The 16,029-nt window shown below is 56.6% G+C and carries 14 protein-coding genes and 2 tRNA genes; 12 read left to right on the top strand and 4 right to left on the bottom strand.

Annotation, left to right across the window (positions count from 1 at the left end):
* Positions 1-71: 71 nt before the first annotated feature.
* From Q4G72_RS01260 to Q4G72_RS01245, 4 genes are all read left to right on the top strand, one after another.
* Positions 72-926: a (Fe-S)-binding protein gene (locus tag Q4G72_RS01260; protein WP_303309623.1), complete on the top strand. Its 855-nt coding sequence runs from the start codon at positions 72-74 to the stop codon at positions 924-926.
* Between the two features lie 161 nt (positions 927-1,087).
* Positions 1,088-1,615: a hypothetical protein gene (locus Q4G72_RS01255; protein WP_303309622.1), complete on the top strand. Its 528-nt coding sequence runs from the start codon at positions 1,088-1,090 to the stop codon at positions 1,613-1,615.
* 72 nt (positions 1,616-1,687) lie between these two features.
* The gene (locus Q4G72_RS01250; RefSeq protein ID WP_303309621.1) at positions 1,688-3,628 is read left to right on the top strand and encodes a CHU_0125 family OmpA-like outer membrane integrity protein; all 1,941 of its coding nucleotides are present in this window, start codon (positions 1,688-1,690) and stop codon (positions 3,626-3,628) included.
* A 185-nt stretch (positions 3,629-3,813) separates the two neighbouring features.
* On the top strand, positions 3,814-4,632 hold the full coding sequence (locus tag Q4G72_RS01245; RefSeq protein WP_303309620.1) for a proline and serine-rich protein 1 family protein: 819 nt from the start codon (positions 3,814-3,816) through the stop codon (positions 4,630-4,632).
* 84 nt (positions 4,633-4,716) lie between these two features.
* Here Q4G72_RS01245 and Q4G72_RS01240 read toward each other — a convergent pair whose 3' ends face one another.
* Positions 4,717-5,193: a DUF4293 family protein gene (locus Q4G72_RS01240; protein ID WP_303309619.1), complete on the bottom strand. Its 477-nt coding sequence runs from the start codon at positions 5,191-5,193 to the stop codon at positions 4,717-4,719.
* A 91-nt stretch (positions 5,194-5,284) separates the two neighbouring features.
* On the opposite strand from Q4G72_RS01240, the gene Q4G72_RS01235 reads away from it, so the two are divergent.
* The 5 genes from Q4G72_RS01235 (at position 5,285) to Q4G72_RS01215 (ending at position 10,433) form a co-directional block, all read left to right on the top strand.
* The gene (locus Q4G72_RS01235; protein WP_303309618.1) at positions 5,285-6,487 is read left to right on the top strand and encodes a thiolase family protein; all 1,203 of its coding nucleotides are present in this window, start codon (positions 5,285-5,287) and stop codon (positions 6,485-6,487) included.
* Positions 6,488-6,550: 63 nt separating this feature from the next.
* A complete protein-coding gene (locus Q4G72_RS01230) occupies positions 6,551-7,096 on the top strand; it encodes a GNAT family N-acetyltransferase (protein WP_303309617.1) in 546 nt (181 codons plus the stop codon).
* A gap of 63 nt (positions 7,097-7,159) precedes the next feature.
* Positions 7,160-7,951, top strand: coding sequence for a tRNA pseudouridine(38-40) synthase TruA (truA, locus tag Q4G72_RS01225; protein ID WP_303309616.1), 792 nt, complete (start codon positions 7,160-7,162; stop codon positions 7,949-7,951).
* A 155-nt stretch (positions 7,952-8,106) separates the two neighbouring features.
* Positions 8,107-9,813, top strand: coding sequence for an ABC transporter ATP-binding protein (locus Q4G72_RS01220; RefSeq protein ID WP_303310677.1), 1,707 nt, complete (start codon positions 8,107-8,109; stop codon positions 9,811-9,813).
* A 95-nt stretch (positions 9,814-9,908) separates the two neighbouring features.
* The gene (locus Q4G72_RS01215) at positions 9,909-10,433 is read left to right on the top strand and encodes a hypothetical protein (protein ID WP_303309615.1); all 525 of its coding nucleotides are present in this window, start codon (positions 9,909-9,911) and stop codon (positions 10,431-10,433) included.
* Positions 10,434-10,507: 74 nt separating this feature from the next.
* On the opposite strand, the gene Q4G72_RS01210 is transcribed toward Q4G72_RS01215, so the two are convergent.
* Positions 10,508-10,581, bottom strand: a tRNA-Pro gene (locus Q4G72_RS01210).
* Between the two features lie 103 nt (positions 10,582-10,684).
* A tRNA-Pro gene (locus Q4G72_RS01205) sits at positions 10,685-10,758 on the bottom strand.
* Between the two features lie 350 nt (positions 10,759-11,108).
* Here Q4G72_RS01205 and Q4G72_RS01200 point away from each other — a divergent pair.
* Both Q4G72_RS01200 and Q4G72_RS01195 read left to right on the top strand, forming a co-directional pair.
* Positions 11,109-11,621, top strand: a complete 513-nt coding sequence (locus tag Q4G72_RS01200; RefSeq protein WP_303309614.1) for a T9SS type A sorting domain-containing protein — start codon at positions 11,109-11,111, stop codon at positions 11,619-11,621.
* Between the two features lie 99 nt (positions 11,622-11,720).
* A complete protein-coding gene (locus tag Q4G72_RS01195; RefSeq protein WP_303309613.1) occupies positions 11,721-12,863 on the top strand; it encodes an NAD(P)/FAD-dependent oxidoreductase in 1,143 nt (380 codons plus the stop codon).
* A gap of 28 nt (positions 12,864-12,891) precedes the next feature.
* Here the strand turns inward: Q4G72_RS01195 and Q4G72_RS01190 are convergent, their stop codons facing one another.
* Positions 12,892-14,676 carry an ABC transporter ATP-binding protein gene (locus Q4G72_RS01190; RefSeq protein WP_303309612.1) on the bottom strand — a complete coding sequence of 595 codons (1,785 nt, stop codon included), beginning with the start codon at positions 14,674-14,676 and terminating at the stop codon, positions 12,892-12,894.
* Positions 14,677-14,880: 204 nt separating this feature from the next.
* Here Q4G72_RS01190 and Q4G72_RS01185 point away from each other — a divergent pair, with 204 nt between their 5' ends.
* Positions 14,881-15,972: a Glu/Leu/Phe/Val dehydrogenase dimerization domain-containing protein gene (locus tag Q4G72_RS01185; RefSeq protein WP_303309611.1), complete on the top strand. Its 1,092-nt coding sequence runs from the start codon at positions 14,881-14,883 to the stop codon at positions 15,970-15,972.
* The last annotated feature ends 57 nt before the right edge of the window (positions 15,973-16,029 follow it).

Here is a 16,029-nt window from a genome sequence, read left to right as displayed (position 1 = left end):
CTTAATCTGACTTTCGTCAACCCAAAATAATGGCTGAGCTAACTGCCAAACGCCCCGTTTCTGTTCCACTCATGGCTGATCTGGCTGCCCGGGGCGAAACCCCGGAAGTGCTGTTCTGGGTGGGCTGCGCCGGTGCCTTCGATGACCGATACAAGCGCGTAACGCGGGCTTTTGTGCGCATTCTGGAACATGTGGGTGTGAAGTACGCCGTGCTGGGGATGGAAGAAACCTGCACCGGCGACCCGGCCAAGCGCGCCGGCAATGAGTTCCTGTTTCAGATGCAGGCTATGCAGAACATTACCACGCTGAATGGCTACGGCATCAAAACCGTGGTAACGGCCTGCCCGCACTGCTTTAACACCATCAAAAACGAATACCCGGCCCTGGGCGGGGAGTACGAGGTAATCCACCACAGCACCTTCCTGCAGCAGCTCATTAACGAGGGCCGCGTGAAGGCCGAAGGGGGCGAGTCGTTCAAAGGCCGCCGCATCACCTTCCACGATTCCTGCTACCTGGGCCGCGCTAACAACATCTACGAAGCGCCCCGCGCCGTGCTGGAAGTGCTGGACGCCGACCTGGTGGAAATGAAGCGCTGCAAAACCAACGGCCTCTGCTGCGGCGCTGGTGGTGCGCAGATGTGGAAAGAGCCTGAGCCTGGCAAAAAAGACATTAACATTGAGCGCACCGAGGAGGCCCTGGCTACGCTGGATGGCAATGCCGAGGCGCTAAGCAACCTGACCGGTGTGGAAAGTACCGCGCCGGGCCTGCCCGCCGGTTCCAACCACGGCGGCAGCATCATTGCCGTGGGTTGCCCTTTCTGTATGACGATGATGGCCGACGGCGTGAAAAACAAGGAGCGCGAGCAGGATGTGCAGGTGTTTGACCTGGCCGAGCTCATTGCCTCTGCCGAGGGGTTAAATGCTTAACCGCAAGCCTCAACAAAAGCGCTGCTAAGCCGGTCTAACTGGTCCCGACGGAACTTCCCGCCGGGACCAGTTATTTTGTATCATATCGGTGGCTGGCTGCGTTGATATCCTGCTTCAGGCTTGTAACCACCCCGCGCTTTCTCTCGACATCACTATTACTCATGTTTGTTTCATTTCAAGACCTGCCGTCTACGGCGCGCATCTGGATTTACCAAGCCAACCGGCCGCTGACGCCGGCAGAAGAAGCGGCCGTGCAGCCCTTGCTGCAACAGTTTGCAACAGACTGGACTAGCCACGGGCGGGCGTTGCAGGCCTCGGCTGCGTTTCTTTACCATCAGTTTCTGGTTATCGGGCTGGATGAAAAGGTAGCCGATGCCAGTGGCTGCTCCATTGATGCCTCTGTGCGCTTTGTGCAGGGATTGGAAGAACGACTGGGTATAACGCTGCTGGAAAAATCGACGCTGGCGTTTCTGCTGGATGGGCAAGTGCACCAGCTGGACCGCCGCGAGCTGCGCGCTGCCGTAACGGATGGGCGTTTGCAGGCCGATACGCCTTACTTCGATGCCACCATTACCAGCCACGCAGCGCTGCAAAAGGGGTGGCCAGCGCCGGCCTCGGCTACCTGGCTGCAACGGTACTTTCCGGTGGCGCACTCTAAGGACATCCCGGAGGGATACAATGCAGCCTAAACTTAGTATACTTGTTACGCTTTATCCGGGAATCGTTCTGTGTCAATGGTCCCGACAATCATTCTACTTTCTATGCGGAAATTTCTGATTTTATCGATGGCCGCCGGCACTACGGCGCTGCTGGGAGGCTGTAGTGCCTCGGAGCAGGCCACCAAAGCCGATAAACGCTTTACCCGCGGTGAATACGAAACCGCTATTCCGCTTTATAAAGCTGATATCAAGCGGGGTAAGCGCATTGCCTATTCCAATTACCGCATTGCTGAGTCTTACCGGCTTTCTAACCGCGTTGAGCAGAGCGAGGAGTACTACAAAGCGGCCGTAGGTGGGGGGGTGAAAAGCACTGATGCCCGCTTCTACTACGGGTTGGCCCTGAAAGCTAATGGCAAGTATGATGAGGCAGCCGAGCAGTTTACGGCTTATGCAGAAACCGGCGGCAACCAGACGCTGGCAGCTCGTGCCGAGCTGGAAGCCAAAAACGTGAAGCAAATACCGGCGCTGCTGGCCTTCAAAACCAATAACGAAGTGGAGGCGCTGGATTCTCTTAACTCACCGTCAGCGGATTTTAGTGCCACCATCATGCCTACCACCAAAGAGCTGGTGTTTGCTTCTGGGCGGGATGGGAAGAAGTATTTGGGCAATGGGGAAGGTTTTAATGACCTGTACGCCATTAAGTTTGCCGATGACCAGAAGATGACCGGTGGCACGGTGCGCAAACTGGAGGATAAGTTCAACTCCCCCAGTATGCACGAGGCCAGCGCCACGTACTCGCCCGATGGCAAAATGATGATTTTTGCCCGCTCGAACGACGGTACTAAGAAAGAAGCGAAGAAAGGTTTTCAGAGCGTGGACCTGTTTGTTTCCTACTACCGGGGAGCGGAATGGACGGAGCCGGAACTGCTGCGCGGAGTAAACAGCCGCACGGCAGATGACTTTTCGCCCGTATTATCCCCCGATGGGAAAACGTTGTATTTCGCCTCCAGTCGCACCGGTGGGCTGGGTGGTAATGACCTGTACAAGGCCACACTGGAAGAGGGTAACCGCTTCGCCAGCCCCGAAAACCTGGGCGATAAAATCAACACGCCCGGCAACGAAAACTTTCCGGCCGTAGCGCCCGATGGAACGCTGTACTTCTCCTCTGATGGACACCCCGGCTTGGGCAAGCTCGATATTTTTATGGTGGAAAAAGGCGTGGTAAAAAACCTGGCCACCCCTATCAATAGCCCCGGCGACGACTTTGCCCCGTACTTCACGGCCAAGGATATGGGCGTCTTCTCCTCCAACCGCAGCGGCGGCAAAGGCAGCGACGACCTCTACCTGTTCCGCAAGAAGCCGCGGAAGCTGGTAACGCTATATGCTGATGGCACCCTGCTGGAGCGGGACAGCAAAACCGGACAGACCAAGCCCTTGGCTGGGGAAGACATTGTGTTGCTGGGTCGCAATGGTCAGCGCTTACAGGAAGCGAAGTCCGGGCCCGATGGCAAATTCAGCTTTAAGCTGGACACGGCCACTACCTACGCACTGGTAGCCGACCGCCCGGGCTACTTCACCGCCCGTCAAGCCCTAAGCACCATTGGCAAAGTGCCCCCGCAGGATCAGCTGCCCAATGAGCAGAACGATATCCGACTGCCCGTAACGCTGACCCTGGACAAGATTGTGGTGAACAAAGCCATTGTGGTCGAGAATATTTTCTATGATTTCAACAAGTGGAATATTCGCCCCGATGCTGCCCTGGAGCTGGATAAGCTGGTGGAAACCTTAAACGACAACCCCAAAATTACCATCGAGCTTAGCTCGCATACTGACTCGCGGGGCAAGGACGCTTATAACCTGAACCTCTCCCAGAAGCGGGCGCAGTCAGCGGTAGACTATATCATTTCTAAGGGTATTGATAAAAGCCGTATAACGGCTCGGGGCTATGGGGAAACCCGGCCGGTTATCAAAAACGCCCGCAAGGAGGAAGAGCACCAGCGCAACCGCCGCACAGAGTTCAAAGTCACCCGGATTGCGCAATAATATTTAAGCAATTGAATATTAATAAAAAGGCCTTCGTCGTTATGATGAAGGCCTTTTTTGTATGGCTTCTGCCAATAAAATGCGACCGAAACATACAGAAATACTATATAGTTCCAGATTGGCACAATACTTGGCATTAGCTACCTGGGTACGGATGAGCCGCTACCCGCTTAGCAACTACTGCCATGAATAAGGCACTACTCCTCTGCTGCAGCTTTCTGCTCTGGGCCGCGCAGCTGGTGGCCGCTCCGGCCAATGTAAATTTCGTTTCGGAACATGGGGTTCCATTTGAGCTGCTGTTTGATGGACGGCCGCTTACCCGGGGCATTTCCCGCGAGGTGTACCTGGACCGGGTACAACCAGGGTTCCACTGGGCTGAATTCCGGATTCCGGCCGGCCGGGGCTTCGTGAAATACCGGACCCGGGTGTTTCTGGATGCCGGCTATGAATCAAACTATATTCTGATTGCCCGTCGGGGTTTTGCCCCCGTATTGCGCAAGGTTTCTGCCGTGCCTATTCGTTATAACCAAGGCCCGCGCTATAATGACCACCGCGACCGGGACAATGACCGATATGAGGACCGCGACGATGACCGGAATGACCGGCGCGACGATGACCGCCGGCCCGATTACGACTCGCATATCAACCGGGAAGATGACCGGGATTCCCGCTATGAGGACCGCTCCGGCTACAACGGCCGCGCTAACTCCCTGATGAGTTCCGCCGATGTGGATGAGCTGATCCGGGTGGTGGATGCCAAGCCCTTTGACAGCGGCAAGCTAACTATTGCGAAGGAGGCATTAAGCCAGTCCGATATTCGGACGGATGATTTAAAGCGTCTGCTGCGCCGCTTCGATTTTGAAAGCCAGCGCCTGGAACTGGCCAAGTTTGCCAGCAGCCATGTGGCCGATCCGCAGAACTTCTACCGGGTATATGAACTCTTCAACTTTGACTCGAACGTGAAAGAGCTGCAGGAATACACCGCCCAGCAACCCCGCCGTTAACCTGCCTTTTCTGCGCTATGTAAACCACAAAAAGGCTTCCCGAGGGAAGCCTTTTTGTGGTTTTAAGTGTTAGGCAAGCAGCATTTACCGCAGGCGGTCCATGCTACGCACCAGCTGCTCGTCGCGGCGGATAAAGCGGTTGGCCAGTAGGTTAAGCAGCAGCGCCAGTGTGGGCAGGTAAAAACCAGCTTCGAAGGAGCCGGCCAGCTTCACGTTCAGCAGCCGCTCGCCTACGCCGGAGTAATACCAGCTGGCGCCAATGGTGGCCATAATCAGGACCAGATTCAATAGGCCCAGCTGGAGCTGGCGGAAGCGGTTGCGGAACTGGAAAATTTCAAAAATTGCCACGGCTGCCGAAGCCAGCGCCAGCGCTGCAATAGGCCAGGTAGCCGTGGGCACCGACATGCCAGGGTCGGCGTGGGCGTAAGTGAGCTTGGTGGCGGTGAGCTGCAGTTCCTGGCCGCTGAGCGGATCCACTTTGCTCCAGATAGGCAGGAAAACAACGCTTAGCATGGCCAAAGCCAGCAGCAACAGGAACACGCTTTGGATTCTTTGTATCATCTTTGTGTTTTGCTAGTTCAGATTGGCCCGCGTATGCTGCGGGCCGGCAAAAGTAGCCAACAACGACCGGAATAACCGCATTTCAATACCAATGCAAACTGCATATATCGTGGACGCTGTCCGCACCCCTATTGGCAAATTTGGCGGTGCGCTCAGCAGCGTACGTCCTGACGACCTGGCCGCGCACGTGCTGCGCGAGCTGATGCGCCGCAATCCTTCAGTAGATAAAGCGGCCATTGAAGACGTTATCATGGGCGCCGCCAACCAGGCCGGCGAAGACAACCGCAACGTAGCCCGTATGGCTGCGCTGCTGGCTGGCCTGCCCATTACTGTGCCCGGCAACACCGTAAACCGCCTGTGCGCCTCGGGCCTGCAAAGCATTATGGATGCCGCCCGTGCCATTAAAGCCGGTGAAGGCGAGATTTACCTGGCGGGCGGGGCCGAAAGCATGACGCGCGCGCCGTTTGCCATGGCGAAGTCGGAAACCGCTTTTGGCCGGGACTTTACTGCCCACGATACTACGCTGGGCTGGCGCTTTGTCAACCCCAAGCTCTCCAAGCTGCATCACCCGTACACCATGGGCGAAACGGCCGAGAACGTAGCCCGCAAATACGGCATCACGCGGCTGGAGCAGGATGAGTTTGCCTTCAACTCCCAGCGCAAATACCACCGGGCCTTCGAGAAAGGCCGTTTCCGCCGCGAAATTGTGCCTGTATTCGTGTCCAGCCCCAAAGGCGACGCGGCCCTGTTCGACCACGATGAGCCGCCGCGTTTGTCAAGCATGGAAAAGCTGGCCAGCATCCGGCCCGCTTTCCTGCCCGTGGATGGTACCGTTACGGCCGGCAACTCCGCCGGTATCAACGATGGCGCTGCTGCCGTGATGATTGTAAACGAAGCGGCCCTCAAGCAATATAACCTGAAGCCGCTGGCCCGGGTAGTGGCCTCGGCCGTGGCGGGCGTCGATCCGGCTTACATGGGCCTGGGCCCAGTGCCGGCTACTCAGAAAGTGTTGCATCGGGCTGGCCTCACGCTCAATGAGCTGGATCTGATTGAGCTCAACGAAGCTTTCGCTGCTCAGAGCATTGCCTGCATGCGCGACCTGAACCTGGACCCGGAGAAAGTGAACGTAAACGGCGGCTCTATTGCCATCGGGCACCCGCTGGGCTGCTCCGGCGCACGCATCACGGCCACTCTCATCCATGAAATGCAGCGCCGCGAAAACGTGCGCTACGGCCTGGCTACTATGTGCGTAGGCGTAGGGCAGGGGGCTGCCGTTATTTACGAAAAGCTGTAGTACAAGGAGTTACGGGAGGTTTTATCGATAAAGCCTCCCGTAACTCATACTTCCGCCCTCGCTATGCCCGACGCGCTGCTAACCCCCATCCTTCCGTTGCCCATACCGGGGGCACGGCTGCGGCCCTGGCGGCAGAGCGACGCGCCCGCGCTGGCCCATTACGCCAACGACCGGGCTATCTGGCAGAACCTGCGCGACACGTTTCCGCACCCCTATACCACCGAGGATGCCCAGTATTTCCTGGCTTTGGTGGCCGATAGTCAGCGCGACGTGCACCTGGCTATTGACGTAGCGGGGGAGGCTGTTGGGAATATTGGGGTGCATTTCAAATCGGATATTCGCCGCCGCTCCGCGGAAATTGGCTATTGGCTGGCGCGGGACTACTGGGGCCGGGGCCTGGCTACCGCCGCCGTGCGTACTCTCTCCAACTACGTGCTGTGGAACTTTGATGTGTGCCGTCTATTTGCGGTTGTTTTTGAGCCGAACTATGCTTCGGCCCGCGTGCTGGAAAAGGCGGGTTACGCCCTGGAAGGCCGGATGCGCAAAAGCATCGTGAAAGATGGCCAGATGCTGGACTCCCGCCTTTACGCTCTCATCAAGGAAGAATAAGCATGCAGGCTTTAAGCCTGTAATGCCGGCCCTTCCTTTTCTCTGTCTGATTTCTCCCTGCCCTTGCGCTATTTCCTTCATCTCGGCTATGATGGCAGCCTGTACCACGGCTGGCAGGTACAGCCTAATACGCTAACGGTGCAGCGCGAGCTGGACCGGTGCCTGTCGCAGGTGCTGCGCCAGCCGGTATACTCCCTGGGCAGCGGTCGCACCGATTCCGGCGTGCACGCCAGCCATCAGGTAGCGCATTTTGATGCCGAAATACCCGACACACTAGACCCCGAGACGCTGCTGTACCGGCTTAACCGGGCGCTGCCGCGTGATATTCGGGTGTACGCGGTGCACCCAGTGCCGGATAAAGCCAACGCCCGCTTCGATGCGGAGGCCCGCACCTACGAGTACCACGTGCGCCTCGTGCCCGACCCCTTCACGCCCGCCCATGCCCTCTACCTCGACCGCGCCCCGGACTTGGTGGCTATGAACCAGGCCGCCGGCTACCTGCTGGGCTCCCGCGACTTCACCAGCTTTTCCAAAGTGAAGGGTGGGGAGAAGCATTACGTGTGCGTTTGCTACGAGGCCGGCTGGCGCGAAGTGCCCGGCGGACTCATTTTCCGCATCCGGGCCAACAGGTTTGTGCGCGGCATGGTGCGGCTGGTGGTGGGCACGCTGCTCACGGTGGGCCGCGGCAAGCTCACGCCGGAAGAGTTCAAACAGATTCTGGATGATCAAAGCCGGATAGCGGCCAGTGGCGCGGCCCCGGCCAACGGTTTGTTTCTGGCCCGGGTGGAGTATCCGCCCGAGCTGGTTCCGACAGAACAGCTACCCGCCGGAATGCCGTACTTTGTGAGCCGTTAGCCCCGCGGGGTTAACCGGACTGCAACTTAGGGGCTGGGTAAGGGGTTATTGATCCTCATAACCCCTTCTATTCTTAAACACATATCCACTTGGAGCAGGCAACTACCGCCACCAAAACCGGCAATATCTTCGACTGGCAGGTGCTGCGCCGGCTGATGACCTACGTGCGCCCTTACCAGCGGGTATTCTACTTTCTGATTTTCCTGACCGTGGCCACGGCCGCGCTGGGCACCCTGCGTCCCTTCCTGATTCAGCAGATGGTGGACGTGAGCATTGAGCAGGGCGACATGGTGGGCGTGAACAAGATGTTCGGCCTGCTTATCATCCTGCTGGTGGCTCACACCTTAGTCAGCTACCTGCAAACCTACTTTGGTGGCTGGCTGGGCCAGTACATCGTGCGCGACATCCGGGTAGACCTCTACCAGCACATTCTGGATCTGCGCCTGAAGTTCTTCGACCGCACGCCCATCGGGCAGCTGGTTACCCGGAATATTTCTGATGTAGAAACCCTCTCTGATGTGTTCAGCGAAGGTCTGGCTGCTATGATTGGCGACATCCTGCAGCTAGTGTTCATCATGGCCTTCATGTTTTATATTGATTGGCGCCTGACGTTAGTGAGTCTGTCCGTGATTCCGCCGCTGCTTTTCAGCACCTACGTGTTCAAGGAGAAGGTAAAGAAGTCCTTTCAGGAGGTTCGCACGGCTGTGGCGGCCCTAAACTCTTTCGTGCAGGAACACCTGACGGGCATGAACGTGGTGCAGATTTTCAACAACGAGGAGCGCGAGTTCCGAAAGTTTGAGAAGATCAACAAGGTGCACACGCAGGCCAACATCCGCTCTGTGCTCTACTACAGTATCTACTTCCCCGTGGCCGAGGTATTGGCGGCAGTAGGAGTGGGGCTTTTGGTGTGGTATGCGGCCCAAGGCCAGATTGAAGGCACTATTTCCAAAGGCGCACTCATCGCCTTTATCATGTATAACGCCCTGTTTTTTAGACCGATTCGCCAGATTGCGGACCGGTTTAATACCCTGCAGCTGGGCTTGGTCAGCACGGAGCGCCTGCTCAAGCTGCTCGACAGCAAAGAGCTCATAGCCGATACTGGCACCTTCGCTCCCGCTAACCTGCGCGGCGACGTGGAATTCGACCACGTCTGGTTTGCCTACAACGATGAGGAGTGGGTGTTGCGAGACATCAGCTTCACGGCCCAGGCTGGCCAAACGGTGGCTTTCGTGGGCGCTACCGGCGCCGGCAAAACCAGCATCATCAACCTGCTCAGCCGCTTCTACGAAATTAACAAAGGCACCATCCGCATAGATGGCCACGACCTGCGCGAGTTCGACTTGAAGCACCTACGCCGCCATATAGGCGTGGTGCTGCAGGATGTGTTTCTGTTCGCCGGCACTATAAAAGACAACATCACCCTGGGTAACCAGGATATCACCGAAGCCCAGATCTGGGAGGCCGCCGATTTGGTGGGCGCCCGCCGCTTTATTGAGCGCCTGCCCGGCGCCCTGCAGTACGAGGTAATGGAGCGCGGGGCTACGCTTTCCGTGGGCCAGCGCCAGCTCATCAGCTTTGTGCGCGCCATGGTGTACCAGCCGCGCATCATTATTCTGGATGAGGCCACCTCTTCCGTGGATTCGGAAACGGAGGAGCTGATCCAGCAGGCCATTGAGAAGCTGATGCAGGGCCGTACCTCCTTGGTTATTGCCCACCGCCTCAGCACCATCCAGAAAGCGGACCGCATTATCGTGCTGGACCGCGGCGAAATCAAGGAAAGTGGTACGCATGAGGAGCTTTTGCGCCACGGCGGCTTCTACCAGCAACTCTACCAGATGCAGTACAAGGACGCACTGGCGTAGCGTACTGGAATGGCAAGAGCAGTTATCAGTGGGCTCCATGCTTACTTCCCGGCTTCTGGGCTACACGCAACTATCAACTGAATTAATAAATACGAATGACTCGTTGGTTTTTTCTGCTGTCTATCCTGGTAGCTGCTTTAGCAGCAGGTATTTATGCGTATCTGGGTGGTTTTCGCTCTCCGGAAGTGGAGGTAGTAACCACGCAGGCGCCCATCTACCTGGCTGGTAAATATTTCAACGGCCGCGTCGATAGCAAAGAGTTTGGCCCCCTGTTCCGGCAGGCGCACCAGCTGCAGGAAAGTGGCCAATTGCGCGGCGAACTGGCTAATATTTACTACAACGACCCGGAAGCCGCCGGTGACACCGTAAAGGCTTTCATTGGGCTGATTGTGGCCGATACTACCACGCAAACGCTGCCCAGCGGCTACCGCTTCAGCACGTTCAGCGGCGGCCAGCGCGTAGTGCGCGCCCGCATCAATGCCAGCTATATGGTAGCTCCGGACAAGCTGTATGCGGGCATTAAGCGCTATGCCGAGTTGCAAAAGCTAAAGCTGCGGAAGGTGTACGTCGAAAGCTTCCCGGCTAAAGGACCGGTGGAGGTGCTGGCGGTAGTACAGTAACCACGCCAACCAAACATGAAAAAGCCCGCTTAACCGAAGTTCAGCGGGCTTTTTTGTAGAGGCGGGAAAATAAGTCGGGGTGGCAGGATTCGAACCTACGGCCTCGTCGTCCCGAACGACGCGCGCTACCGGGCTGCGCTACACCCCGAGGTAGGTGCTGCCGGTAGCACCCAGGGTACTAGTACTTTTTAGTGCGGAAAAAAGCCTCCGAACCGAAGTCCAGAGGCTTTCCGAGCCGCAGCTCTATTCAGTCGGAGTGGCAGGATTCGAACCTACGACCTCCAGCACCCCATGCTGGCGCGATACCAGGCTACGCTACACCCCGATGGAATCGAGTTGCAAATGTAAGACAACGACGGGATGCAACGCAACTTTATCGGCTATAAAATCCGAATTGAAATAAGTGCTGACCGCCAATAAAGGGTGTGTTAAGTCTTAAGCGGCTGATGAAAAGAAGGTTAGGGTCAGCCAAGTTTCAGCATCAAAATGGATAAAAAGTTGCTTTCAGACTCGATAATCCGAGCTTTTTAAGGTAGCTGAAGTACTAGCTAGCAGAATAAAATAAAAACGGGGTATATCAGTTTTGTGCAAAATATTGGTGCGATTTCTGCACCAAAGCGGCAGAGTTTCTTTATTTTTACCAAAACTGAGCTTTCTCTTTTCTGAGTGCTGTTTATGAAACTGTTTACTTCGCTAATGGCCCTGGCCATTCTTTTTGTAGGTGTCCAGGCTGCTTCAGCTCAGACAAAACCAGCCGCTAAGCCCGCTGCAAAACCGGCCGCAAAAGCTCCCATAAAACCGGCGCCCAAGCCTGCGGCCACTGTTGCGAAACCGGCCGCCGCTAAACCAGCTCCTGTTGCTGCAGTAGCTCCGGCAGCCGCTCCAGTAGCCCCCACGCTTATTTCTGATACGGACAATACTGCCCCGGTTGCAGCCTCTACTGATGCGCTGAAGGTGCGCATCGAAACTAACCCCATTACGAAGCGCCTGGTAGTGCGTACCAATGCTACCGGCCCTACCCGCGTAGAGGTGAACGATGATGCTGGCCGTCCGGTGCTTACCCGCGACATTGTAGCAGGAGACGCTGCCGCGGTGCTGGACGTAAGCCGCCTGCCTGCCGGCAGCTACATTGTGCAGTGTACCTCCGGGGAGCGGCGCGGCATGCGCCGTGTGGTGCTGGGCCAGTAACCTCTTGCTAAGCTTTTCCTGAAAAGCCCCGCTAGCTTCGGCTGTGGGGCTTTTTTATGTAGGAGCCCTCCTGATAATCTAGTTGCTTACCTTCGCTTTATGGCACAACGGCTTTTCTCCTACTGGGAACACCAGACGTTTCTGGATGCATATGATGTCGTGGTAGTGGGGGGCGGCATTGTGGGCCTCACGGCCGCCATTTTCACCCAGCGGCTACGGCCTATGGCCCGCGTGTGCGTATTAGAGCGTGACCTGCTACCTAACGGAGCAAGTACCAAAAATGCTGGTTTTGCCTGCTTCGGTAGTATTTCAGAACTGATAGAGCAGGAAAAAAGGAATGGTACCGCCGCTTTGCTGCAAGTAGTGCGGGCCCGCTGGCAAGGATTAGCCCTGTTGCGCGAGTTGCTCGGTGACGAAGCCCTGCACTATGAAGGTGTGGGTGGGTTTGAATTGTTCTGCCCTGAGGATGCGGCGCTGGCACACACCTGTCAGGAGCATATGGAATACTATAACCACCTGCTGGCCCCCATTATTGGTACCGCCGATATTTTTCGGGATGCTACTGCCCGCCTTCCTGAATTTGGATTTGCCGGCGTGGATGTCATGCTGGAAAATACGGCGGAAGGCTGCCTGGACAGTGGCCGCCTGATGCGCAGCCTGCTCCGGCTCGCCTGGCAGGAAGGTGTAACAGTATTGCATGGTTGCCCGGTTACTGGTTTAGAAAGCCGGGCTTCGGATGTTCGGCTGCAAACCGGACTAGGGAATATGCTGGCCGGGCAGGTGTTATTGGCTACCAATGCCTTTACTGCGCAGTTTTTTCCGGCCCTGGACGTTCAGCCTGGCCGCGGACAGGTACTGGTTACGGAGCCTATTCCCGAGCTGGCCATGCGCGGTACTTTTCACTACGATAAAGGTTATTACTACTTCCGGCAGGTAGGCAACCGGTTATTGCTAGGCGGCGGCCGCAACCTCGACTTTAGTGCCGAAGCTACGACCGAGCCAGGACTTACTCCTTTGGTACAGAATCGGTTGGAGCAGTTGCTGAATGAAGTCATTCTACCTGGCCAGCACCCACGTATTGATTACCGTTGGAGCGGGGTAATGGCTTTTGGCGCTGATCTGGAGCCGATAATCCAACCCTTGGCTCCGGGAATTTATGGGGCGCTCCGCTGTAATGGTATGGGCGTGGCCATGGGTACTGGCAGTGGCCAACGGGCTGCCGCAATGATGAACAGCCAATAGTAAGGGTGAGCCTAAGCGGTGCTATTTGCTACGCTTCTTCGCTTTGCAACTGCCGCTCATACAATGCGCGGTACAGGCCCTGTTCGTCACGCATCAGGGCATCATGGGTGCCGTGCTGCACAATCTGACCATCATCCAGTACCAGGATTTCATCAGCCAGCTTTACCGAAGATACCCGGTGACTTATGATGAGGCTGGTGCGGTTGGCCATAATGCGTTGCAGGCTGGCCAGAATAGCATTTTCCGTGTTGGTATCCACAGCGGAAAGGGAGTCGTCCAGAATTAAGATACCGGGCTCTTTTACTAAGGCGCGGGCAATGCTGACGCGCTGTTTCTGGCCGCCGGAAAGCGTGATGCCCCGCTCGCCCACTTTGGTGTCGAAGCCTTCCGGGAAGCGCATAATGTTGTCGTAGACATTGGCATCCTTGGCGGCCTGCAGCATTCTTTCCTCCGTTGGTTGGTCCAGCCCGAAGTTGATGTTGTTGCGGATGGTGTCGGAGAACAGGAACACGTCCTGCGGCACGTAGCCGATTTGCTCCCGCAGCGAGGTCAGGGCATAGTCGCGCACGTCTACTCCATCTACCTGAATGCTGCCGCCTGATACATCATAGAGGCGGCAGAGCAGGGCCGCCACGGTGCTTTTGCCTGAGCCGGTATTGCCGATGACGGCCAGCGTCTGGCCCGGCCGAATGCGGAAGGACACGTCACGCAGGGCTTGAATGCCGGTATCAGGGTAGGTGAAGGAGACGTGGTCAAAGACGATGTCGCCCTGAATTTCCTTCTCCACGTTCTGCCGCGACACGATATCGGTTTTCTGGTGGAGGAACTCGTTGATGCGGGCCTGGGAAGCTTCGGCACGCTGTACCAAGGAAGATGTCCAGCCCAGGGCCGTAACGGGCCAGGTGAGCAGGTTCACGTAAATCAGGAACTCGGCAATGCTGCCGGTGGTAATGGTGCCCCGAATCACTTCCTGACCGCCCACCCACACAGTAATAATGGTACTTAGACCTACCAGGAACAGAATCAGTGGAAAAAACAGGGAGTTGACGAAGTTCAGGCTCAGGGACTTCTGCTTGTACTCATCAGAAGCCAGTGCAAACTGCCGGTGCGAGTCTTCTTCCCGCACAAACGATTTCAGTACCCGGATACCCGAAAAGGCTTCCTGCACAAACGTGGTCATGCCCGCCAGGGAGCGTTGAATCTCGTCGGACTTCCGTTCAATCAGGTTATTTACGTAGAAAATACTGATGCTGAGAATAGGCAGCGGGAGCAGCGTATAGAGCGTGAGCTTTACGTTCACCATCAGCATCAGGGGCACAATCAGCAGAAACAGAATAACCAGCTGCATAAAATACATCAGCGCCGGGCCCACATACATGCGTACCCGGCCCACGTCCTCAGAAATACGCGACATTAAATCCCCGGTGCTGTGGCGGCGGTAGAAGGAGAGGGGCAGGGACTGGTAGTGCTGGTAGATTTCGTTTTTCTGGTCGTTTTCGATGAGCCGGCTCATCACGATGAGCGTCTGGCGCATGAAAAACAAAAAGATGCCCCGCAGCAGGGCCATCGTCACAATTAATACCCCATACAGCAGCACGTTGCGCCCAAACAGGGCATACACGCCGCTTTGCGCCTTGGTACCAGCATAGAGGTGATACAAATCAATTCCTTCGCCTACCAAGTCAAAGGAATAGCGCACAATCTGGGCCGGAAAAATGGCCAGCAACGTGCTCAGAGCCACAAATAACACCCCACCCAGGAAATGCCATTTGTAGCGGAAGAGGTATTTATTGGTGGAAGCGAGGGCGCGCACGTAAAGCAGGTTAGGACAGGTAGACAACCTCCGAGGCCATAAGCTTGTACATAGCTGATAGGGTGCCGGAGTCAGAAAAACAGGTTACTTTTGCACCCGAATTGCGGGGGCGGTATTGTCGTGTTGACAAAGATACAACAAGCCGGCCCTTACGGTTTCCCACCCAAATTTTCCCCACCCACCCTTTTCAAACATTCCACCCGCATGGTTGAGATTCAAACCCTGGCTAACACGTCGGTCTTTGGTCAGATTGCCGAGCATGAGCACGAGCAAGTTGTGTTCTGCCATGACAAGGACACCGGTCTGCGTGCCATTATCGGCATTCACAACACCGTGCTGGGCCCGGCCCTGGGCGGCACCCGCATGTGGCACTACGCTTCTGATGCGGAAGCCCTGAAAGACGTGTTGCGCCTCTCGCGCGGCATGACTTACAAGGCGGCCATTTCCGGCCTGAACCTGGGCGGTGGCAAAGCCGTGATTATCGGCGACGCCAAAACGCTGAAAAACGAAGCCCTGCTGCGCAAATTCGGCCGCTTCGTGCAGAACCTCAACGGCAAGTATATCACCGCCGAAGATGTGAACATGACCACTAAGGACATGGAATACATCCGGATGGAAACCAAGCACGTGGCCGGCCTGCCCGAAAGCATGGGCGGCTCCGGCGACCCTTCGCCGGTAACGGCCTACGGCACCTACATGGGCATGAAGGCCGCCGCGAAAAAGGCATTTGGCTCCGACTCTTTGGCCGGCAAGCGCATTGCCGTGCAGGGCGTGGGCCACGTGGGCACCTACCTGCTGGAGCATCTTTCCAAGGAGGGCGCCAAGCTAATTCTGACCGACTACTACGAAGACCGCGCCCTGGAAGCAGCAGCCAAATTTAAGGCGGTAGCCGTGGGTCTGGAGGAAATCTACGACCAGAACGTGGACATCTACTCGCCTTGCGCGCTGGGTGCCACCATCAACGATGATACGCTGGACCGTCTGAAGTGCAAAGTCATTGCCGGCTGCGCCAACAACCAGCTGCAGGACGAGAATGTGCATGGGCCAGCCCTGGTAGAGCGCGGCATCATCTACGCTCCCGACTTCCTGATCAATGCCGGTGGCCTGATTAATGTGTACTCCGAGGTGATTGGCGGCAGCCGCCAGTCGGCCCTCACGCAGACTGAGAAAATTTACGATTTCACCACGCAGGTGCTTGAAAAAGCCGAGCAGGAGGGGACGCATCCACAGGCCGCTGCCATTCGGCAGGCGGAGGAGCGCATCGCCGCCATCGGTAAGGTTAAATCCACTTACTAATTGCTGGTGCTGAGGTGAACAGGTAGTGAGGGGATGAGACATTTCCCGTCCGGCATT

Source organism: Hymenobacter sp. BT730, assembly GCF_030542105.1.
GTDB lineage: Bacteria > Bacteroidota > Bacteroidia > Cytophagales > Hymenobacteraceae > Hymenobacter.
Note: the sequence above shows the minus strand (reverse complement) of the source record. Positions and strands in the feature narration are given on the sequence as shown.

Excerpts from the sequence above, each read along its gene's own strand:
- Q4G72_RS01260 (WP_303309623.1), top strand. The coding sequence starts at position 72 with ATGGCTGATCTGGCTGCCCGGGGCGAAACCCCGGAAGTGCTGTTCTGG.
- Q4G72_RS01255 (WP_303309622.1), top strand. The coding sequence starts at position 1,088 with ATGTTTGTTTCATTTCAAGACCTGCCGTCTACGGCGCGCATCTGGATT.
- Q4G72_RS01250 (WP_303309621.1), top strand. The coding sequence starts at position 1,688 with ATGCGGAAATTTCTGATTTTATCGATGGCCGCCGGCACTACGGCGCTG.
- Q4G72_RS01245 (WP_303309620.1), top strand. The coding sequence starts at position 3,814 with ATGAATAAGGCACTACTCCTCTGCTGCAGCTTTCTGCTCTGGGCCGCG.
- Q4G72_RS01240 (WP_303309619.1), bottom strand. The coding sequence starts at position 5,193 with ATGATACAAAGAATCCAAAGCGTGTTCCTGTTGCTGCTGGCTTTGGCC.
- Q4G72_RS01235 (WP_303309618.1), top strand. The coding sequence starts at position 5,285 with ATGCAAACTGCATATATCGTGGACGCTGTCCGCACCCCTATTGGCAAA.
- Q4G72_RS01230 (WP_303309617.1), top strand. The coding sequence starts at position 6,551 with ATGCCCGACGCGCTGCTAACCCCCATCCTTCCGTTGCCCATACCGGGG.
- Q4G72_RS01220 (WP_303310677.1), top strand. The coding sequence starts at position 8,107 with ATGACCTACGTGCGCCCTTACCAGCGGGTATTCTACTTTCTGATTTTC.
- Q4G72_RS01215 (WP_303309615.1), top strand. The coding sequence starts at position 9,909 with ATGACTCGTTGGTTTTTTCTGCTGTCTATCCTGGTAGCTGCTTTAGCA.
- Q4G72_RS01200 (WP_303309614.1), top strand. The coding sequence starts at position 11,109 with ATGAAACTGTTTACTTCGCTAATGGCCCTGGCCATTCTTTTTGTAGGT.
- Q4G72_RS01195 (WP_303309613.1), top strand. The coding sequence starts at position 11,721 with ATGGCACAACGGCTTTTCTCCTACTGGGAACACCAGACGTTTCTGGAT.
- Q4G72_RS01185 (WP_303309611.1), top strand. The coding sequence starts at position 14,881 with ATGGTTGAGATTCAAACCCTGGCTAACACGTCGGTCTTTGGTCAGATT.